Here is a 20,336-nt window from a genome sequence, read left to right as displayed (position 1 = left end):
GAGGTGGCGGCGCCTTATATCCTCGGTCGATTCTCACTGAATGGACGCGTGTGACCACGGAATGGACGCTTTTGCACCCAAGATGTGCGGTACTTCTTCTTTGATGACCATATTTTTCGTTAGCCCGGCAAAACGTAAATTAGGGGCCCTTTTTAGGCCTATTTATTTACGAAACGCCGGGCTAAACGATCTTCCGTCCCGACTCAGGCCTCACTACGCTGGAAACATGTCAACGGAACCTGACAAAACCAGCACTACCACCGCCGAAGCCACCGAATCCACACGCCGAAGCCACCGAAGCCAAAACCAACACCGCCACGAACTCGACAGCCGAAGGCACGGGTTTCTCCGCCGCTGAACGCCAAGCCATGAAGGAGCGCGCTGAAGAGCTGCGAGGCGAGCGCGGCGGCAAGAAGAAGGCCGACAACTTGCAGGCCCTCATGGAAAAGATTGACGAAATGCCGCCTGCCGATCGCGCAATCGCCGTTGCGCTGCACCAAGCGGTCACAGAAGTCGCTCCTGACCTCGCGCCGCGTACTTGGTATGGCATGCCTGCTTACGAAAAAGACGGCAGCGTCCTAGTGTTCCTACAGGTAGCTAGCAAGTTCGACACTCGCTACACCACGCTCGGCTTCAACGATTCCGCCGCACTCGACAGCGGTGAAATGTGGCCAACCCACTTCGCCATCCCGGCACTCACCGACAAGGTGCAGCAGCAAATGCGCGATCTAGTGTGTACAGCCGCAAGCTAATCCGCCCACCACCACCGCCCACCCAGCACCACCCAACGCCCCACCTCCACAGCACCAACACCGCCCACCCAGCGCCATCGCCGCCACCGAACTAGGGTCAGGGGTATGGCTCTGTCTGTCTCCGCTCAGGAACTGAGCGCGCAAATTCACGATGGCAATACCCCAGTAATCCTGGACACCCGTTGGACTAAGGGCATCCTGTCTTATTCACAGTTCACGATGGCGCACATCCCGCAGTCGCTGTACTGCAACGTTGAAGAAGCGATGTGTTCCTGGCCGTCGCGCGAAGCGGGCCGCAACCCGATTCCGACGGCCTCCCGTCTGCAGAGGTTCCTCCGCCAAGCTGGCATTACGTCGGACAGCTCCGTCGTTGTTTACGACACAGAGAACTGCAAAATGGCAGGCCGCACCTGGTGGGTGCTGCGCTGGGCGGGCGTCCGCGACGTGAAAATCCTCACCGGCGGCATCAAGGAGTGGGAAGCGGAAGCGCTGCAGATTGTCGGTGGCCCGGGCCGTCTGGCGAATCGGTCGAAGTATCAGGTGCAGCTGGATTCGATCCCGTCGCTGAACACTGAACAAGTGCTGCAGTGGATGAACGCCGGGAAGGTAATCGTCGATACGCGTGAACCTAATCGGTTCCGTGGCTTGACGGAAAAGCTTGATTTTCAGGCCGGGCATATCAAGGGTGCCGTGAATATTCCGGTGGATCAGCTGTACAACCGTCGGGATGGGTGGGCGTCGGAGGATAAGGTCCGCACGCTGTTTGCCGAGGTCGGCGTGACGGATGCGTCGCAGGCGGTGCTGTATTCGGGCAGCGGGCTGCATTCGTCGTTGGCGATTGCGGCGATGCACAACGTGGGCATGCCGGGCGCGGCGAATTACATTGGTGGTTGGTCGCAGTGGTCGGTGGACGCTTCCCGTCCTTTCGAACGTCACTAGCCTAATATTGGCGGTGATGTATGTACTCATTGCCGCCGCGGCCGTCCTGATTCTTACTGGTGTTGCGTTATTAATTGTTGATGCGCGCCGGCGTTCCGCCAATGGGCTTATTGACGTTTCGGAGCAGCCGGAATCAGCTCCGCAGCCCGTGGCGGCAGGGGCGGATGCGCCTGCGGAGTTGCCAGCGGGCGCGATTGATGGGGAAGTGGTTGACGAGGAGCCGGAGCTCGTCGAGCTAGAACCTGTGGCGCCGGAACCTGTGGTGCCGGAACCTGTGGCTGAGTCGGCGACCGTCGACGCTGAGCTGGACGAAGAGGTCGAGCCGGAGTCTGTGGCTGAGCCGGAAGTACTTGAGCCGGTCGACGCTGACGAGTTCGAAGCTGCGTGGGCCGATGACCAGCCAGTTGAGCTGCCGGAGCAGCTAGCGGTTCCGGAAGAAACTGATGCTGAAGACGCCGAATCTGAGGCTGATGCGGCCGCGCCGGAACCGGAAATGGAAGAAGTCGCGGACGAAGAAGACGAATTTGGTGGTCTCGGCTTCCACGAGCACGCTGATTTCGCCGACGACGTCGACCTTGAATCTAGTGAAGGTGGGTTTGGTGGCAGCGAGCCTTCCGAGCCTGCGGACACCGAACACGACACCGAATCCGAGCCCGAGCCTTCGGACACAGAGCCCGAACCAGAGCCCGAACCTGCGGAACCTGCCGAGCCGAAATCAGTCCCGCATAACGTTGCCCAGCGCCCGACCAACCCGCTATCGGGCCTGCTGAACCTAGGCAACAATCTGCGCAAGCAGCGCCGAGAATGGGCGCTCGCCAACGGTTTTGATTTCGCAAAGGAAGACCGTTTCCTGTCCGAGGAATGGGCTCGAGGTGCCGCCGCATCCGGTCATTCCACCCGCGATGTTGTATCGGGCGCCGTCAACGGCCGGGAAATCCACATCGCCGACCTCGGCGAGACCACGGTCGTGGCGATGCGTCGTGGTGGCGCTTCCAATGTTGTGATGGATGCCCGCCGTCCGGACTCCCCAGTCGCCGACGATGACGCCGATGACCTGTACGAAGTCGGCGATGCGCAGGGCTTTACCGTGTATGCCAATGATGAAGAGGCAATTCATCGCATGTTCGATGAGCGCACCGACCGCGCCCTCGGCACGATGCCACCGGAAGTCACCGCAGTGTGGGCGGAAGGCGACTGGGTGTTGGCGCAGCTGGTGGATCGCACCACGCCGCAGGCATGGGAGTCGACATTCGAGCCGCTGGCTGGCCTCGCAGATTGCCTGCGTATGTTGCCGCCGCGCAGCGCCCTGACCACCCATTCCGACGATCAGCTCCGCGACCCATCCCGCCCGCGCCCCTTCACCATTCAGGATGAGGAGCAGTCGGATCCGAACCACCGCGGGCATCTGCGTGCCGTCCCAGCGGTGCCGGATGCTGTGGTGTCGATGGAGGAGGAGCCGGTGTGGCGGCCAGCGCAGCCACCGTTCATGGCGCCGACGGAGCCGGTGGAGTTGCCGTCGCGCAGTCGCGGCACAACCCATGGTGATGTCGCGAATATCCCGAATCTGGGTGGCCCGACTACCGATGGTCCGCAGTCGCCGCATTTGCCGGCGATTGGTTCGGACCCAGACCACACCCGTGCGTCGAACACTGGTGGCCGGATTATCCGCCGCCTGTCCACCGCTTCTACAATCTTTGATGATGCCCGCCCCGCTGAGGCAACCCCCGCTGAGGCAACCCCAGCCGACGCATCCTCAGCCGAGGCAACCCCGAACGACCCGCAGAAGGAGTCCGCTGATGCCCCAGCCGCAGATGAATAGTGATGCCAAGTCCCGCCTTGCCGAGTGGGTGAAGGAACTTGCCGTCGTCCATGGCAAGGTCACTCTTTCTTCCGGTAAGGAAGCGGATTACTACGTTGACCTGCGCCGCGCCACTCTGCACCACGAAGCTAGCCCGCTGATTGGCCAGCTGCTGCGTGAGATGACCGCGGACTGGGATTTCGACCATGTTGGCGGTCTGACTCTTGGCGCGGATCCGGTTGCCGCGGCGGTGATGCATGCGCCGGGCCGTCCGATTGACGCGTTTGTGGTGCGCAAGGAGGCCAAGCGTCACGGTATGCAGCGCCGCATTGAGGGGCCGGATATCGTCGGCAAGCGTGTTTTGGTCGTTGAGGACACTACGACGACTGGTAATTCTCCGCTGACCGCGGTGGCTGCGTTGCGCGAGGCGGGCGCGGAGGTTGTTGGTGTGGCCACCGTCGTTGACCGTGCGACCGGCGCCGCGGACGTTATCCGCGAGGCAGGGTTGGAGTACCGCAGCGTGCTGAACCTGGCCGACCTGGGCTTGGTGGAGTGAGCTTTTTGACGGATACTTCACCCGAAAATTCCGCCGGCACTCCCGCAGCCAGCTCCGACCAGCCGGGACTAGGTCTGACCAGCTCGGACCAACCTGGCCCAACGGAATGGGGCAAAGGCACGCATGGCGTCGGCCCGTGGGCCGAGGAGCACCCTGGCGAGCCAGCTCCGACGGGCGCACAGTTCGACCCAGAGCTGCTGGCTGAAGGTGATCGCCGCAACGTTGTCGATGCGTACCGCTATTGGCGACGCGAAGCGATTGTCGCGGATATTGATACCCGCCGGCACAGCCTGCATGTGGCGATTGAGAATTTTGAGCACGATGCCAATATCGGCACGGTGGTGCGCACCGCGAATGCGTTTGCCGTCGATACCGTGCATATCGTGGGCAAGCGTCGGTGGAATCGGCGCGGCGCGATGGTCACTGACCGTTACCAGCACCTGATGCACCACGACACGGTCAATGCGGTGGCAGAGTATGCCGCCGCGAATGACCTGACGCTGGTGGCGGTGGATAATGTGCCGGGGTCGGTGCCACTAGAGACCGCGGAGCTGCCGGAGAAGTGTTTGCTGTTGTTCGGCCAGGAAGGGCCGGGTGTGTCGGAGTTGGCGAAGCAGGCGGCGCGAATGACGGTGTCGATTGCGCAGTTCGGTTCGACGCGGTCGATTAATGCGGGTGTGGCTGCGGGCATTGCGATGCATGCGTGGGTGCGTCAGCATGCGGATTTGTCGCAGGCTTGGTAGCTGCTGGGCAGCGTCTCCCAGGCGTGTTCGAATGGCGCGACGTGTGTCTGAGCGGTGACGTACCCTTAGCCCAGAGACTCTGTGTTCCCGGCTGGAAGGGGCGATATGCCTTATCGCAGTAAGAAGTTCTCGGCGAACCCGGTGCCGTCGGAAGTGCAGGCTGATCTGTGGGATCACCGCGCTGACCTGGCGGAATCTGCGGTGCGTAATCGGCATGGCCATCGGCTGTGGGCCATCCCCGGAACGAACTTGGCGGCAACGGCGTGGCCAGCTGCGGCGGCGCACCGTTGGTCGTTGACGTGGCATTACTGGTGGCAGGCACATTATCTGGACTGCCAGCTCGATGCGGTGTCGCGCCGTCCGACGAAGGAACGGTTGAAGACAGTTCGGGCGACCCGCAATTCGATGATTCTGCGGAACTTTGGCCGGGTCACATCGAACCATTATTACGACGATAAGGCGTGGCTTGCGTTGGCCTTGCAGCGCTACAAAATGCTGGTGCCAACACATCGGTCGGTTGCACTGCGCCCGCTGATTATGAACCTGACGGATGCGGTCGATTCCGCCACGGGCGTGCTGCCGTGGAAGGTCGGCATGACGTTTTACAACGTGCCCACTAACGGCCCGGCGGCAATGCTTTTTGCCCGGCTTGGGCGTATTGACGAAGCGGCGCAGCTAACGGACTGGATCTTCGACAACCTGCTGGGCAATGACGGTTTGATCAAAGACGGCATCCGTCTGGAGATGATCGGACCGGTTACTGAGGAATGGGCCTACAGCTACAACCAGGGTGTGATGATCGGTGCTTGCTTGGAGATCGCGAAGCGACTAGCTGCGACGCAGCCGGAGAAGGCAGCGGAGTATCAGTCGCGGGCTGCGAACTTGGTCCATTCCGTCGCTAAGCACCTTGCCGATGAAAAGGGTGTTGTGCGCGGCGGTGGCGGCGGTGATGGTGGCCTGTTCAACGGGGTGCTGGTGCGCTATTTGGCGCTGGCAGCGTTGGAGGCGTCGGATCCGGCGACTCGGAAGATTGCGCGACGGTTGGTGCTGCAGTCAGCGGATTCGGCGTGGCGGCACCGGCTGGATTTGGATGGGTTGCCACTGTTTTCGGCGGATTGGGCAGCTGATGCGCGGGTGCCGCAATCTGGGAGTGTGCTGGCAGCGTCGGTTGGTGGTGCCGTGAATTCGTCGGAGTTGCCGGAGCGGGATCTATCTGTGCAGCTCAGCGGCTGGATGCTGATGGAAGCGGCTGCAAAACTGATGGCTACCCCCGATGGGAAGGGAACATCCCCGGCAGAAAAGTGATTTCGCAGGCATAATCGACTTTGTATACGCCCCTTCCGACTTTGGAGGTATTTTCATGCCAATTGCAACTCCCGAAGCTTATAACGAAATGCTGGACAAGGCTAAGAAGGGCGGCTACGCCTTCCCGGCCATCAACTGCACCTCGTCTGAGACCATCAACGCTGCTCTCAAGGGCTTCGCAGACGCCGGCTCTGACGGCATCATCCAGTTCTCCACCGGTGGCGCAGAATTCGGTTCCGGTCTGAACGTCAAGAACATGGTCGTTGGTGCTACCGCTCTGGCTGAGTACGCACACGAGGTTGCCAAGCAGTACGACATCACCGTGGCGCTGCACACCGACCACTGCCAGAAGGAAAAGCTGGACACCTTCGTCCGCCCACTGATGGCCATTTCCCAGGAGCGCGTGGACCGCGGCGAGAACCCACTGTTCCAGTCCCACATGTGGGACGGCTCCGCTGTTCCGCTGGATGAGAACCTGACCATCGCGAAGGAACTGCTGGCAGCAGCAGTTAAGGCGAAGATCATCCTCGAAGTGGAAATCGGCGTTGTCGGTGGCGAAGAAGACGGTGTGGAAGCTTCCCCGAACGCGAAGCTGTACACCGACTCGAAGGACTTCGAGAAGACTGTGGACGCACTGGGCACCGGCGAAAAGGGCCGCTACCTGCTGGCCGCTACCTTCGGTAACGTGCACGGCGTCTACAAGCCAGGCAACGTGAAGCTGCGCCCAGAGATCCTGCTGAACGGTCAGCAGACCGCATCGAAGTACCTGGGTCTGGATGCGGCAGCACGCCCATTTGACTTCGTGTTCCACGGTGGCTCCGGCTCCGAGCCAGAGAAGATCCTGGAATCCCTGGAGTACGGCGTGGTGAAGATGAACGTTGACACCGACACCCAGTACGCATTCTCCCGCCCAGTTGTGGACCACATGTTCACCAACTACGAAGGCGTGCTAAAGATTGACGGCGAAGTCGGCAACAAGAAGGTCTACGACCCACGTTCTTACCTGAAGAAGGCAGAAGCTGGCATGGCTGAGCGCATCGTTCAGGCTGCTCAGGAACTGCGTTCCGTCGGCAAGTCCATCTCCGCGAAGTAAAATCGCACATCGGCTCCGCCGGTCCCGCTGACTTCAGCGGAGCCACCCATCAGGCAGTTTCCCGCCGTGGAAGCTGCCTTTTGCGATCCGGTTGCCGGCTGGTCGTCAGCCGGTTGCCAGCGGTTTCGCCCCCTGTCGCGCCACTTCTGGCTAGGCTCGGCTGCATGGTTACAAGGAAAGACATGATGGCCCCGGCCCCAGTCCGCCTCCCTGCGCTTGTTGACGTTGATCAGCGTCGGGCGGCTGGCGACAGTGCTCGCGATATTGTGCGCGACTTCCCGAAAGACTCCGCTGCGTGGGCAGATTTAGCTGAAGCGGAACTGAAAGATGGTGACGCAGTGACCGCTTATGCCTTCGCCCGCACGGGCTACCACCGCGGACTGGATGCGCTACGTGGCAATGGTTGGCGCGGTTTCGGGCCGGTGCCGTGGTCGCATGAGCCGAACCGTGGCGTCATCCGCGCAACTGCTTTGTTGGCGCTGGCGGCGCAAGCCATCGGCGAAGACGATGAGTACGAGCGCTGCCGAGTGCTGGTCTCTGACTTCGACCCAGAAGCAATGGCACACACCGGGCTAGCGGACTAAACCCGCGCGCCAGCTGGCTGCGCAGCTAGCGGACCAGCTGCAAGTCAAATAGGTGCCGGTAGATGGTCACTCGCTCGAGTGGCTTTTTCGCCGCAACCCCGTCGTGGATATAGGTGAAGCCAGGGGAGCCAGCTTGCACAGCTCGCCCGGTCAGTGGGCGGCGGGGCTGCCGCGGTTTGCCGTGCACATCGCGCAGCACAGTCTTATGCCGAAGTTTTGCTGGCCATCCTGCGGGCTGCGGTTCCGCGATTTCGGCAGCGACAAGCCCTGGCGCGTCAATAAGCGGTCGGACCTGAACCCCCGCGGTGGTCCCGGAGAACAGCTCGGCCTGGTCGACCCATACCTCTCCGGTCAAAGCGGTGGGGGAGTCGTCGGCATCTGCGGCCGGTAGTAGCTGCGCGTAGCCGACGATGGCGTGGCCGTTTTCGTCACGAATCAGCGGCACCGGCTGCACGTCACCGGTGGCCGCGATGCGGGTGGCGGCGGCGATGTCAGTGTTTAGGCCCCAGTTCGTGGCGGCGACGGAATGGACCACCGGCACAAACGCGACTTCAACCCACAGCAAACCCCACTTAGTCAGCTGCCCAGCGACAGCGGCCAACGCGGCATCGGCACCAAACACCACCAACCGCAACGGTTCTGACGGCTGCTGCGGGGCGCGTTCGGGTGACCCTTGGTGGGGCACATCAGGGCGCTGCCGAATCTCTGCCTCGGTGGGGCAGTCATCGACCGGCAGGACTTCTTTCGCGGCGTCGCGGATGAAAGTGAGGTCACGGCGGGTGGGCACCGGCGGCAAGCTGTGTTCGGTCACCGGGAATTCCAGGTCACGCAGGACGGTCTGGGCGGCGTCGGGCAGCTCGGTGCCACAGGTCAGCAGGTGCAGGCGCATGCCGTAACTGTAGCAACCGGGAAAATGCGCCAGCCGGTGCTGTAGAATAAAGAAACGTCCATGCTCGATTTTTCGGAAAGTGACGTGACTATGGCCGCAATTATTATTGTTGGTGCTCAGTGGGGCGACGAAGGCAAAGGTAAAGCAACCGATATTCTCGGCGGCCTCGTCGACTACGTGGTCAAACCAAACGGCGGTAACAACGCTGGCCACACCGTTGTGGTGGGCGGCGAAAAGTATGAACTGAAGCTGCTGCCAGCTGGTGTCCTCTCCGAAAACGCAACCCCAGTGCTTGGCAACGGTGTTGTCATTAACCTCGAGGCGCTTTTCGAAGAGATTGATGGCTTGGAAGCCCGCGGCGCGGACGCTTCCCGCCTGCGCATTTCCGCGAACGCACACCTAGTGTCGCCGTACCACATCACCTTGGACCGGGTGCAGGAACGCTTCCTGGGCAAGCGCGCGATTGGTACCACCGGCCGCGGCATCGGCCCGACCTACGCGGACAAGGTGGCCCGCATTGGTATCCGCGTGCAGGACCTCTTCGATGAGTCGATTCTGCGGCAGAAGATTGAATCCGCACTGGATGTGAAGAACCAGATGCTGGTGAAGATGTACAACCGCGCGCCGATTGACCCGAATGAGGTCGCCGAGTACTTCCTGTCCTACGCCGACCGGGTTCGCCCAATGGTGATTGACAGTACTTTTGTGCTGAACCAGGCGCTGGATGAGGGCAAGCATGTGCTGATGGAAGGTGGCCAGGCGACGATGCTGGACGTCGACCATGGCACCTACCCGTTCGTGACTTCCTCGAACCCGACGTCTGGTGGTGCGTGCGTCGGCGCAGGCATTGGCCCAACCCGCATTACTTCGACGCTGGGCATTATTAAGGCGTACACCACCCGTGTGGGCGCTGGTCCGTTCCCAACGGAGCTGTTTGATAAGTGGGGCGAGTACCTGCAGACCGTCGGTGGTGAGGTCGGTGTGAACACTGGCCGCAAGCGCCGCTGCGGCTGGTACGACTCCGTGCTGGCCCGCTACGCCAGCCGGGTGAACGGTTTCACTGACCTGTTCCTGACCAAGCTGGATGTCTTGACCGGCATTGGTGAGATTCCAATCTGTGTGGCATACGACGTTGATGGGGTGCGTCATGATGAGATGCCGCTGACCCAGTCGGAGTTCCACCATGCGGAGCCGATTTTCGAGACCATGCCTGCCTGGGATGAGGACATCACTGGCTGCAAGACTTTCGAGGAGCTGCCGCAGCGCGCGCAGGACTACGTGAAGCGCTTGGAAGAGCTGTCGGGTTGCCGCATTTCCTACATTGGCGTCGGCCCAGGCCGCGACCAGACGATTACCGTGCATGATGTGATGGACGCGTAGCGGTCGCACACTAGGAGCGCACGTTAGCTGGCGTATTGAATCACGCGCCGAGTGCGCACAATTTTAGGCAGTTTCCTGATTTTCGGGAGACTGCCTTTCGTGTTTTCTGACTATGACTAAAGTTCTGGACACAAATCCAGACGTATTTAATTGAAAAGTAAGTGAACCTTGCCACACGTCAAGGTGAATCTCATGTTTAGTTCGACCATGTGTGGTGTTAATTCTAGGGCTTGTTGAGGTCGATGGTGTCGAGGTTTTCGCTGGTGGCAGCAGGTGTGCTGTGTCGGCTATGTCAATTAGTTGCTAGAGCACAAAAAATGTGGGAGACGTGCATGTTTCTGAGTCGTTGCGATACACTGTCTCCCCCCCTGTACTGTTGAGTATCAAGTGTAAAGCTGTGGGGTCGAGTGTAGGCTCCGCTTAATTCGGAGGGAAATATGGCAAAGCCCATTCCTTGGCGCCTGTTACTTGCAGTGCTGCTGACTATCAGCCTATTGACAGGATTTGTGCGTACTGCGGAGGCTCAGGATCTAAATGACCCTGCAGCTGATGCAACTGTAGGCCAAGACAGTGAGTACAAGTTTAGAGGCTTTATGGATCAAGATGCCTTGGCTGATCGGGGTGGAAATCGGAAGCCGGCGCTCTATGTCTCTGAAAATCTGAATGATGAGTTGACCCATGAAGATGGCACGCTTGCCTATTGTTTTAACCTGAGTCGTGCGTTCCCGCCTCACGGCGATGTAACAGACCAAGCACCTAAACAAAGTGAAGCTGTTCAGCTATACAAAGAGGTAATCTCGTCGGAAGCCGAAATTAAGGAGCATGCAGAGAACCCGCGCGATCCAGCAACGCTTAAGCAAAATGTGCTGTCGGTAATCCTCAATGGCTTTAATCAGAACGTAGAAAAAGGTGCCCATAACGCGATCCAGAAGAGATTTGGGCTTAGCAACCGTGAGTTCTATAGAGTCACCCAGGCTGCAATTTGGTTCTATACCGACTCTGCTGCAGCTAACAGCTTTAGCGACGCAGCTGTAGATGCACAGCTGTCAATGCAACAAGCTTATTTTACTTTGCTGGGTCAAACAGATGCACCGGTTCTCGCTGGAGTGGACAGTGTCCCCGAGTTGAAGCCGGTTCCAGGAGAAATGGCGCTACATCTATACGTCGCTAAGAATCGGTTTCTCAAAGACGGTTGGAAAGAATATCAGAACCTACTGAGCGCCGTCCCAGTTGACGAAACCGGCGAACCTCTCGTGGAGGAACCAGTAGTTCCTGCTCCAGCAAATCCAGAAATTCTTGGTACCACTGTGACTGTTCCTAGCAACAGTGACAAGGTGCTTGCCGCTGAAGGTGGCAAGGTTGTCGATACCGTGGAGTACAAGGGCCTGAATATTGGTGAGCCTTATGTAGTTGTTGGTGAGCTGATGGAAAAGGGTAAGAACGGTGAAACCGTTGTTACCAACATCAAGGCACGGTCGGCGGAGTTCCGTCCGACTGCTACTAACACCAGCGACACGGTCAATGTGGAGTTTGATGTTCCGGCTGGTTGGCACAACCGTACGATGGTTGTGTTTGAGCGGCTGTACAAGGCAGATACCTACGGGAATCCTGTTGGCGAGCCGATTGCTGTCCATGAAGACATCATGGACGAGAAGCAGACGTTCACTATTGCTGATGCAGACAACCCAATCACCTTGGGCACGGTGGCGAAGGATAAGGCTGACGAGGATAAATCTGTTGAGTCCGGTGGCACCATTGTCGACACAGTGACATACACCGGTTTGAAGCCGAATACTCAATACACGCTGATTGCGATGTTGGTGAAGAAGGAAGGCTTTGTTCCAACTGGGGATCCGCAGCCGGTAGATGTGAAGAACCAGACTTTCACGACCAGTGATGATCCTGATGGATTTGTTGATGTGGAGCTGACTGCTCCGACTGTGGATGAAGACTCTGAGTATGTGGTCTTTGAGTACTTGTTTGAAGGCGTGGTCAATCCTGAGTCGGGTGATGGTTCTGGCGATCAGAAGTTCATCAAGTCTCACGACGATATTAACGATGCGGGTCAGACTGTCACTGTGACGGCACCAGAGGTGCCTGGAGTGCCGGAAGTCCCAGAGATTCCAGATACCAACGGTTCTAGCAAGTGGGGCTGGATTATTGCGCTGATTGTTGGTGTGGTCGGTCTGATCGGTTTGAGCTCCAATGGCTCTTCCGGCTCGTCTGGTTCTTCGACCCCAGACAAGCCGAAGACTCCGAAGCCGGACGACAAGGCTTCCAAGCCTGAGTCGAAGACTCCGGGCAAGGACTCCCCAAGCAAGGCAGATAAGCCAAGTCAGAAGTCGCCTGAAAACCCAGCCCCACAAGGGCAGAAGCCTGCTCCGAAGCTGTCCGAAGGCGTCCAGTCGGCTCAGAATAATTCCCGCGGTATCTCTGCGGATACTGGCGTGAATATCTTCTTGGCTGTGTTGGCGCTGATGCTGATGTCCGCTGCAGGTTTCGCAGCTGCACTACGCCGCCGCAACGCATAAGAAACGGATTCAATCCGTCGAAAAGCGAACAACTAGGGCTTAGGTAGCCCGCAAAACTTCATCAAAAGAGGCAGTTTCCCAGTGAAATGGGAGGCTGCCTCTTTCTGTGTTGGTTGCAAGTAGCCGGGCGCTGATCTGATGGTGTCGCGTATCTGGCACACCGCCGCAGGTGCAGCCGGGCACTTCCTTGCAGGACAAGTGCGCTGAGTAATAGTCCAGAATGTGTGTGTTTTCCAGCGCAAATGATGAAGTTTTCCGACAAGGATCAGGCTGCTGGGATAGTAAAACACGCGAAAGTTACCCACGCGCAGAGGGAAGTGTGTTCTATGAGGCTGGGTCAGGGGGTAGCGCGGGTGTTTTTCATGTTGGTGACTACTGTAAAAAAGCCGCTGAACCAGCGCTGAATAATGAAGTTTGATGGCAGGCGAAGGGGGATTACGGATCTGTCCACTTTGGTAGTGGATTTTCAAGATAATGCCTGCTTGTGCCGTGTATTTAGCTTGGTATAGCTTCTGATTTCATACTTGAAATCGCGGGGTTCTAGACACAGTAGAAAAGCTCCGCTCTACACGGAGGTGACAATGACAAAGGTGACCCCTTTGCGACTAATGCTGGCGGTGCTCCTAGCCTTCAGCATGATGCTCGCCTGCGCGCGCGTGGCGCAGGCCACGGACGGCGTAGCAGCAGATGGCGCTCAGCAGGCACGAGTGTTCCGCGGCTACATGGATGAAAAAGGGCTGGAAACGAACGGACAAACCTCGTTCGATAACTTCCTGTTTGTTTCCGAGAAGCTGGACGGCGAACTGACCGCAGCAGACGGCAAAACTGTCTACTGCTTCAACCTGCAGCGTTCGTACCCACCACTGGGTAGCTCATCGCAAAAGCCCCAGTTCACTGGAACTCTAGTCACCAATGGCGGGTTCCATGAACTCGCAATGAAACCACTTGAGGATGCCGAGTCTTTGGAAAAGGGAATCCTTACCGCCATTTACAATGGTTACGACAACAATGCAGCCGGACTGAAAGAACACTTTGGACTGTCTGACGGTGCATTCTACGAAGTCACTCAGGATGCAGTCTGGCACTTCACAGACTCGAGCACCATCGGTGGGGCTTCTCCGAGCTACAACTACGCGACTCCGGATATCCGGCCAGCAATGAAATCCGCATACCAGGCACTCATCGGTAATCATGTTGAGGACGCTCCCGAGCTTGTGACTGTGCCAGAAGAAATGGCGCTTCACATTTACCTGTCTCCTCTGGATGACAGTGGCCGTAATGGCTACCAGCACCTGCTGAGTGCTGAACCGGTGCACAAAGAAACAGGTCGCTCGTTGGAGGAACCACACGTCGACACCTTCGCTACGACCGACAACGCCGCGGACAACAAGGTTGTTCCAGCTGAAGGCGGCAAGGTCACTGACAAGGTCACGATCACCAACCTTGAAGAAGGCGAGACCTACACTTTGCTCGGTCGCATCATGGACAAGGATGCTTTCGGCAAGCCTGCTATCACCGCGATCGGCGGTAAGAAGGAATTCGTCGCTGGTGCAACCAACGAAGTAGATGTCGAGTTTGAGGTCCCAGAAGGCTACGCCGGTAAAGAACTTGTTGTCTTTGAGTACCTTTTCAAAGGCGCGATTGCCGAGGATTCCGCTCCTGAGTTGGAGGACCTAGCGAAGCGATTTGTTGGTAAACATGAGGACATTAACGATGTTGACCAGACTGTGCGCGTTGCAGAGGCGCCAGTTGTTCCGCCAGCTCCGACGCCTGTCGAAGAGGAGGAAGTTCCACCGGCACCAGTTGTTCCACCAGTGACTCCTGAAGCCGACGAGGACGTACCGCCGGCACCAGTGCCAGCTCCTGCTCCTGCTCCTGCTCCTGCGCCGAAGCCTTCGCCAAAGCCAGCCGACATGGGATGGATCGTAACCATTCTGACCAGCCTGTTCGGCATCGGCGGCCTGCTCTATGGCATTACCGGTACGCCGACCTACCAGGCGGACCGCACCCCGAACCGACCAGAAGAAGCGATCAAGTCCTACCGACCAGCCCAGCCAGCTCCAGCTGTCAAGGTCCCTGGTGCGCACGCCCCAGCGGAAAGTGCGCCAGCGAATAACACCCCAGCAGAGGCGGTTGCTGCCGGACATTACACTGCACCAACTGGTGTCCGTGGTGTCATGGCACGCACCGGTGTGGACATCACCATGTTCGCGCTAGCCCTTCTTGCGATGGCAACCGCCGGCCTAGCACTGGCATACGTCATCCGTCGCCGCCGCACGGAAGACTAACCCGGACTAGTCAGAGGTAGCCAGACCTAGGCAGTAAGAGTTAAGGAACAAGAAAGGGGCCCAGGGAATTTCTTCCCTGGGCCCCTTCACTTCGCCGCCTATAAACGTCAATAAGCGAAACCGGTGACCACCTACTCACCGCGGGAGTGGCGCACCATGTCCTCCCACTCCACAACCTTCTTCCGCTCGCGGCCCTCGGCCTCACCGGCGGCGCGCTCCGCGGCATCAAGCTGGTGCCAACCCTCCCACGTGGTGTAGCGGATACCGCGGGACTCCAGCTCCTCAATAATCGCCGACTCTTCCGGCGCGACCGGGTCATTCAGGTAGCCCTGCTCCGAATCCATCAGCAGGTTCGCAACCGCCTCATTGGCGTCACCCTTGGTGTTACCAATCAGGCCGACCGGGCCACGGCGCACCCAACCAGTGGTGTACAGAGACGTGACGAACGCATTCGTCGACGCATTAACCTCATCGCCGACCTCACCGGCAGGGACCTCACGCTTCGGCTCCACCAGCACACGGCCGCCCTCATTCGGAATGGTGTTCGTGCGCTCGTCAAACGGCACATCCGGCAACGGATCAGACTTGTAACCCACCGCGTGGTACACCGCACCGAAATCCCAATCCGTGGTCTTACCGGTCGACCGCACGCGGCCATCACCAGTCAGCTCAGTGCGTTCGGTGCGCAGGCCAACAACCTTGCCGTCCTCACCCAGAATCTCCACTGGCGACTCAAAGAAGTGAATGTACAGCTTGTGTGGGTTGCCTTGGCGGTCGCGGATGGCGTAACCCTCCAGCGTTTCGCAGACCATATCCACAATCTTCGAGCTACGGCGCGCATTTTCCGACGCCTCGTCGTAGTCAATGTCCTCCGGGTTCACAATCACTTCGATGGTGTCGGAGTAGTCCAGTTCCTTCAGCTCCAGCGGCGTGAACTTCGCCTGCGCTGGGCCACGGCGACCGAACACATGCACTTCCTTGGCCTGATTCTTCTTCAGTGCCTCATATACATTGTCCGGAATTTCCGTCACGTGCAGTTCATCGGCGGTCTTCGCCAGCACGCGCGCAATATCCAGGCCCACGTTACCGACACCAATAACCGCAACCTTCTCCGCAGACAGGTCCCAGTCGCGCTCAAATAGTGGGTTGCCGTCGTAGAAACCGACGAACTCGCCGGCGCCCCAGCTACCGTCGAGGTCCTCGCCAGGGATGCCCATTGGGCGGTCGCCAACAGCGCCGGTGGCAATGATGGCGGCGTCGTAGAACTTCCACAGGTCGTCGATGGCAAGGTCTTTGCCAATTTCGACGTTGCCAATCAGGCGAAGGTTCGGATTGTCCATCACCTTGTGCAGGGAGCGGATAATGCCTTTGATGCGCGGGTGGTCTGGGGCCACGCCGTAGCGGATCAGGCCAAACGGTGCCGGCATCTTTTCGAATAGGTCGATGCTGACCTCTCGTTCAGATTTCAGCAGGGCGTCGGATGCGTAAACGCCTGCTGGGCCGGAGCCAATGACAGCTACTCGCAAAGGACGAGTCATGTGTTGCTACCTCGCTGGGAAATAGAATATGTAAGTGTGCCTTATATGGTACTGGTTCCGGTCGGCAGGAACGAACACGGTTTGCGCCACCCGCGGCAGGTACCCCAAACCCACCCTGTGAAGGTGATTTGCCGCACATAGTGCGGGGTGGTGTGGCGCCTGACCTTTGGTTTTGGTGGCGAACGGGGTTAGTTGACGGGCTGATTTATGTAACTGGCTTCACAATCTGGAACAATGACGGATGAAAGTCACTATGTTTTTGTGAAGTTGTTAATGCTGTGAAGCGTGACGCGCAGCCCAGTGAACCCCAGCTGTGCTCGGTGAATTCTGTGAAGAAAGGACACCTAGTGACCACTACTGGACAGTCGGTACTCGTTGCCGCCATTGATTCCTCAGACCGCCAGGTAGACGTCATTGCCGCCCTAACCGCCGCAATGGACAACGCCCAGCTCGTGCACACGGTCGGCGGCCCACACGGTGTCTCCCCAGAACTCGTGCTCGACAACCCAGGCGAAGCCCTAACCCACATTGTCGGCAATGTGAACAAACTGCCTGCCGGAAACTACATCTACACCGGCACCGACAACCTCGACTTCGACGCCCGCATCGCCGCCGTCCTCGGCTCCGCTGTCGTCCTCACCCTCTCCGGCGCCGCCTGCGTCTCCGAAGCTGCCTTGGTCCGCGCCCGCGTCGCCATTGCCCAGGTACAGCGCCGCTTCGCCACCGTCGCCGGCGTGTTGGTCACCGGAGAGGTAGCCGGGGAGCTGCCGGACCTGGGGGTTCCGGTCGTTAAGCTTGATGACGAATTGGGCGACCTCGTGGCCACTGACGTCGAACCAGTGATGACTCCGCAGCGCTTCGAAGCGGAACTGCTGGCTAAAGCCAAGCTGAACAAGCGCAACATTGTGCTGCCAGAAGGCGAAGACGACCGCATCCTGGAAGCAGCACACCGCCTGCTGGCTGAAGACATCTGTGACATCACCATCCTCGGCGATGTTGAGGACATTAAGGCCCGCGCGGAAAAGCTCGGCTTTGACCTGTCGAAGGCGCAGATGTTCAACCCAGAGACCTCCGACTTGGCGGAAGAATTCGCCGCGGACTTCGCAGAACTGCGCAAGCACAAGGGCGTCACCCTCGATGACGCCCGGGCGACGATGAAGGATATCTCCTACTTCGCCACCATGATGATTCACAAGGGCAAAGCCGACGGCATGGTCTCCGGCGCGGCGCACACCACCGCACACACCATCAAGCCATCTTTCCAGATCATCAAAACCCAGCCAGGCGTATCCGCTGTGTCCTCCATCTTCATGATGGTGATGGAAAATCGCCTGTGGGCATTCGGCGACTGCGCAGTCTCCCCGAACCCAACTGCCCAGCAGCTCGGTGAAGCAGCAGTGGTCTCTGCAAAGACCGCCGCCCAGTTCGGCATTGACCCACGCGTGGCCATGCTGTCGTACTCCACCGGCGCATCCGGCACCGGCCCAGACGTGGAGAAGGTTGCGGCAGCACTGTCGCGCGCTCGTGGCCTTGACCCGAACCTGCCAGTGGACGGCCCACTGCAGTTCGACGCTGCTGTCGACCCAGCAACCGGTAAGCGGAAGATGCCAGAGTCCAAGGTGGCCGGCAACGCGAACGTCTTCATCTTCCCGGACCTAGATGCCGGCAACATTGGCTACAAGATTGCCCAGCGCACCGGTGGCGCACTCGCAGTCGGCCCGATTCTGCAGGGTCTGAATAAGCCAGTCAACGACCTGTCGCGCGGCGCGACCGTCGATGACATCGTCAACACCGTCGCAATTACCGCTATCCAAGCTGGAGGAAAATAATATGACGAAGCTCGCTCTTGTTCTGAACTCCGGTTCATCCTCCATCAAATTCCAAATCTTGGACGCCGAAGGCGACACCGACACCGAACCATTGATCTCCGGTCTCGTCGAACGCATCGGTGAAGACAACGGCGCCATCGTCCTGAAAGTTGGCGGCGAAAAGTACGAAATCGAAACGCCAATCGCCGACCACACCGAAGGTCTGTCCAAAGCCTTCGACCTGATGACCGAACACAACGTCGGCCCAACCCAGCTGGACCTAGTTGCGGTTGGTCACCGAGTGGTGCACGGCGGTCAGTTGTTCAGCACCCCAGTGCTTATTGACGACCAGATTCAGGGCATGATTGAAGACCTGATCCCACTGGCGCCACTGCACAACCCAGCGCACGTCGCAGGCATCAAGACCGCACGCGAAATCTTGCCGAACCTGCCGCACGTCGCCGTGTTCGACACCGGTTTCTTCTACGACCTGCCACCAGCAGCAGCCGTGTACGCACTGAACAAAGAAGTTGCCTCCGAGCACGGTGTGCGCCGCTACGGTTTCCACGGCACCTCGCATGAGTTTGTGTCCAAGCAGACCCCAGCGCTGCTGGGCAAGGACCTATCGGAAATCAACCAGATCACTTTCCACCTCGGCAATGGCGCTTCCGTCTCGGCAGTCTCCGGTGGACGCGCAGTGGACACCTCCATGGGCATGACCCCACTGGCGGGCCTAATGATGGGTACCCGCACCGGTGACATCGACCCAGGTGTCGTGTTCCACCTGTACCGCAACGGCCTGTCCATCGACGAGATTGACACCATCTTCAACAAGAAGTCCGGCCTGAAGGGCATCTGCGGTGCAAATGACTTCCGCGAAATCAACCGGATGATTGCTGACGACGACCCAGATGCATGGCTGGCATACAACATCTACATCCACCAGCTGCGCCGCTACCTCGGCTCCTACATGATTCCGCTGGGCCACGTCGACGCCATTAACTTCACCGCAGGTGTTGGCGAAAACGTCGCCCAAGTGCGTGCCGACGTCCTGAAGGATCTCGAAGCCTACGGCATCAAGATTGACCCGGAACGCAACGAAAACAACACCGGCGAAGCACGTCTGATCTCCACCGACGACTCCACCGTGAAAGTCTTCGTCATCCCAACCAACGAAGAACTGGCGATTGCCCAGTACGCGTTGGAGCTCACCGAAAAGTAGTTCACGACAGTGGGCGCGCGGAGCGCGCCCGTAAACGTCAAAAAGCCGGTCCCCAGAACGAACTGGAGGCCGGCTCTTGGCATTAGCGCTGCAATAGCGCAAAGCACCAGAATGGCGCTGGCGCTGGAATTACCAGATGTACACCAAGTCACCTGGGTTCAAGTTATTGAAGTAGTACTCGGACGCATTCCATGGCAGGCGGACGCAACCAGCGGACAAGTAGCTCAAGTCGCCGTAGTGGAAAGCGTGGCCGTTGTAGGTGAAGTACACCGCGTTCGGCATCGGCGCGTTATTGAACTCGCGGGAAATCTCGTCCTTGACCTTGTACTTCACAGTGAAGGAACCGCGAGGGGTTTCCTGACCCGGCTTACCCGGAGCGTGGTTCACCGGACCGTAGACAATCTTGCCGTTCTTCTGAATCCACGTCTTACGGCCCTTCAAGTCCACACACGCCTTCGCATTCGGTGGGCATGGGGACGTGCGTGGCTTCGGCGCAGGCTTAGGAGCTGGCTTCGGCGCAGGCTTCGGGGTCGGCTTAGGCTTCGGAGCTGGCTTAGGCAGCAGACCAGGGGCCGTGCGGTCAATCAGCTTCACGATTTCGGCGATAACCGGGTTGTGCTTAGCGGCGTTGCGCAGTTCCACACCGAGGAATTCGCGGCTGCTGGAGTTCGCCGAGTTCAACTCATTGACGTACTGCTGTGCAGCACGCTGTGGGTTGCTAAAGAAATCCGAAGAGCCGGCAGCGGACTGTGCCTGGGCTTCCGGAGCTGGGCCGCCCACAGCACCAGCACCGAGGGGCGCCAGCGCCATCACAGCAGCCGCGCCCAGCGCAACTACAGAGTGGCGGAGGGAGGACGTGTTCTTGCGTGCGTGACGCTGGAAAAAAATCATGGGGTCAGAATAGCCTTTT

Annotated in this window: 16 protein-coding genes; 13 read left to right on the top strand and 3 right to left on the bottom strand. The window is 59.0% G+C overall.

The annotated features are described in order from the left end of the window. Positions 1 to 368 precede the first annotated feature (368 nt). The 8 genes from A3EC_RS0109355 (at position 369) to A3EC_RS0109320 (ending at position 7,770) form a co-directional block, all read left to right on the top strand. Positions 369 to 752, top strand: coding sequence for an iron chaperone (locus A3EC_RS0109355; protein ID WP_018024923.1), 384 nt, complete (start codon positions 369 to 371; stop codon positions 750 to 752). A 105-nt stretch (positions 753 to 857) separates the two neighbouring features. After that, positions 858 to 1,691, top strand: a complete 834-nt coding sequence (locus A3EC_RS0109350; RefSeq protein ID WP_018024922.1) for a sulfurtransferase — start codon at positions 858 to 860, stop codon at positions 1,689 to 1,691. 16 nt (positions 1,692 to 1,707) lie between these two features. After that, a complete protein-coding gene (locus A3EC_RS12575) occupies positions 1,708 to 3,510 on the top strand; it encodes a type III secretion system chaperone family protein (RefSeq protein WP_018024921.1) in 1,803 nt (600 codons plus the stop codon). After that, positions 3,488 to 4,045: an orotate phosphoribosyltransferase gene (pyrE, locus tag A3EC_RS0109340; RefSeq protein WP_018024920.1), complete on the top strand. Its 558-nt coding sequence runs from the start codon at positions 3,488 to 3,490 to the stop codon at positions 4,043 to 4,045. Before A3EC_RS12575 ends, pyrE begins: the two co-directional genes overlap by 23 nt. A 74-nt stretch (positions 4,046 to 4,119) precedes the next feature. After that, entirely contained in the window at positions 4,120 to 4,788 is a 669-nt protein-coding gene (locus tag A3EC_RS0109335; protein WP_026162375.1) for a TrmH family RNA methyltransferase, read from the top strand. A gap of 105 nt (positions 4,789 to 4,893) precedes the next feature. Then, positions 4,894 to 6,093: a glycoside hydrolase family 76 protein gene (locus A3EC_RS12020; protein ID WP_018024918.1), complete on the top strand. Its 1,200-nt coding sequence runs from the start codon at positions 4,894 to 4,896 to the stop codon at positions 6,091 to 6,093. Between the two features lie 55 nt (positions 6,094 to 6,148). Further along, on the top strand, positions 6,149 to 7,186 hold the full coding sequence (gene fbaA / locus A3EC_RS0109325) for a class II fructose-bisphosphate aldolase (RefSeq protein ID WP_018024917.1): 1,038 nt from the start codon (positions 6,149 to 6,151) through the stop codon (positions 7,184 to 7,186). Positions 7,187 to 7,350: 164 nt separating this feature from the next. Then, on the top strand, positions 7,351 to 7,770 hold the full coding sequence (locus A3EC_RS0109320; RefSeq protein WP_026162374.1) for a DUF3151 domain-containing protein: 420 nt from the start codon (positions 7,351 to 7,353) through the stop codon (positions 7,768 to 7,770). Between the two features lie 25 nt (positions 7,771 to 7,795). Here the strand turns inward: A3EC_RS0109320 and A3EC_RS0109315 are convergent, their stop codons facing one another. Continuing rightward, a complete protein-coding gene (locus tag A3EC_RS0109315; RefSeq protein ID WP_018024915.1) occupies positions 7,796 to 8,659 on the bottom strand; it encodes a hypothetical protein in 864 nt (287 codons plus the stop codon). 90 nt (positions 8,660 to 8,749) lie between these two features. Here A3EC_RS0109315 and A3EC_RS0109310 point away from each other — a divergent pair, with 90 nt between their 5' ends. The 3 genes from A3EC_RS0109310 (at position 8,750) to A3EC_RS0109295 (ending at position 14,858) form a co-directional block, all read left to right on the top strand. Then, on the top strand, positions 8,750 to 10,039 hold the full coding sequence (locus tag A3EC_RS0109310) for an adenylosuccinate synthase (protein ID WP_026162372.1): 1,290 nt from the start codon (positions 8,750 to 8,752) through the stop codon (positions 10,037 to 10,039). Positions 10,040 to 10,476: 437 nt separating this feature from the next. Continuing rightward, complete coding sequence (locus tag A3EC_RS0109305; protein WP_018024913.1) at positions 10,477 to 12,570, top strand: VaFE repeat-containing surface-anchored protein; 2,094 nt, start codon at positions 10,477 to 10,479, stop codon at positions 12,568 to 12,570. Between the two features lie 581 nt (positions 12,571 to 13,151). Next, a complete protein-coding gene (locus tag A3EC_RS0109295; RefSeq protein WP_083880012.1) occupies positions 13,152 to 14,858 on the top strand; it encodes a thioester-forming surface-anchored protein in 1,707 nt (568 codons plus the stop codon). Between the two features lie 131 nt (positions 14,859 to 14,989). On the opposite strand, the gene A3EC_RS0109290 is transcribed toward A3EC_RS0109295, so the two are convergent. Continuing rightward, positions 14,990 to 16,396: an FAD-dependent oxidoreductase gene (locus tag A3EC_RS0109290; RefSeq protein WP_018024910.1), complete on the bottom strand. Its 1,407-nt coding sequence runs from the start codon at positions 16,394 to 16,396 to the stop codon at positions 14,990 to 14,992. Positions 16,397 to 16,743: 347 nt separating this feature from the next. Between A3EC_RS0109290 and pta the strand changes: the two genes are divergently transcribed. Next, positions 16,744 to 18,225 (top strand): phosphate acetyltransferase, encoded by a 1,482-nt coding sequence (pta, locus tag A3EC_RS0109285; RefSeq protein ID WP_018024909.1) that lies wholly within the window; start codon positions 16,744 to 16,746, stop codon positions 18,223 to 18,225. A gap of 1 nt (position 18,226) precedes the next feature. Next, positions 18,227 to 19,426, top strand: coding sequence for an acetate kinase (locus A3EC_RS0109280; RefSeq protein ID WP_018024908.1), 1,200 nt, complete (start codon positions 18,227 to 18,229; stop codon positions 19,424 to 19,426). A 129-nt stretch (positions 19,427 to 19,555) separates the two neighbouring features. Here the strand turns inward: A3EC_RS0109280 and A3EC_RS0109275 are convergent, their stop codons facing one another. Further along, positions 19,556 to 20,317 carry a L,D-transpeptidase gene (locus A3EC_RS0109275; RefSeq protein WP_018024907.1) on the bottom strand — a complete coding sequence of 254 codons (762 nt, stop codon included), beginning with the start codon at positions 20,315 to 20,317 and terminating at the stop codon, positions 19,556 to 19,558. Positions 20,318 to 20,336: the final 19 nt, after the last annotated feature.

It is taken from the genome of Corynebacterium ulceribovis DSM 45146, from assembly GCF_000372445.1.
Classification (GTDB): Bacteria; Actinomycetota; Actinomycetes; order Mycobacteriales; family Mycobacteriaceae; genus Corynebacterium; species Corynebacterium ulceribovis.
The sequence above is the reverse complement of the archived record's forward strand: the minus strand, read 5'-3'. Positions and strand labels throughout refer to the sequence as shown.

Coding starts and splice junctions, on each gene's coding strand:
- A3EC_RS0109295 (WP_083880012.1), top strand. CDS start 13,152: ATGACAAAGGTGACCCCTTTGCGACTAATGCTGGCGGTGCTCCTAGCC.
- A3EC_RS0109280 (WP_018024908.1), top strand. CDS start 18,227: ATGACGAAGCTCGCTCTTGTTCTGAACTCCGGTTCATCCTCCATCAAA.
- fbaA (WP_018024917.1), top strand. CDS start 6,149: ATGCCAATTGCAACTCCCGAAGCTTATAACGAAATGCTGGACAAGGCT.
- A3EC_RS12575 (WP_018024921.1), top strand. CDS start 1,708: ATGTATGTACTCATTGCCGCCGCGGCCGTCCTGATTCTTACTGGTGTT.
- pyrE (WP_018024920.1), top strand. CDS start 3,488: ATGCCCCAGCCGCAGATGAATAGTGATGCCAAGTCCCGCCTTGCCGAG.
- A3EC_RS0109310 (WP_026162372.1), top strand. CDS start 8,750: ATGGCCGCAATTATTATTGTTGGTGCTCAGTGGGGCGACGAAGGCAAA.
- A3EC_RS0109275 (WP_018024907.1), bottom strand. CDS start 20,317: ATGATTTTTTTCCAGCGTCACGCACGCAAGAACACGTCCTCCCTCCGC.
- A3EC_RS0109290 (WP_018024910.1), bottom strand. CDS start 16,396: ATGACTCGTCCTTTGCGAGTAGCTGTCATTGGCTCCGGCCCAGCAGGC.
- A3EC_RS0109320 (WP_026162374.1), top strand. CDS start 7,351: ATGGTTACAAGGAAAGACATGATGGCCCCGGCCCCAGTCCGCCTCCCT.
- A3EC_RS0109355 (WP_018024923.1), top strand. CDS start 369: ATGAAGGAGCGCGCTGAAGAGCTGCGAGGCGAGCGCGGCGGCAAGAAG.
- A3EC_RS0109315 (WP_018024915.1), bottom strand. CDS start 8,659: ATGCGCCTGCACCTGCTGACCTGTGGCACCGAGCTGCCCGACGCCGCC.
- A3EC_RS0109305 (WP_018024913.1), top strand. CDS start 10,477: ATGGCAAAGCCCATTCCTTGGCGCCTGTTACTTGCAGTGCTGCTGACT.
- A3EC_RS12020 (WP_018024918.1), top strand. CDS start 4,894: ATGCCTTATCGCAGTAAGAAGTTCTCGGCGAACCCGGTGCCGTCGGAA.
- A3EC_RS0109350 (WP_018024922.1), top strand. CDS start 858: ATGGCTCTGTCTGTCTCCGCTCAGGAACTGAGCGCGCAAATTCACGAT.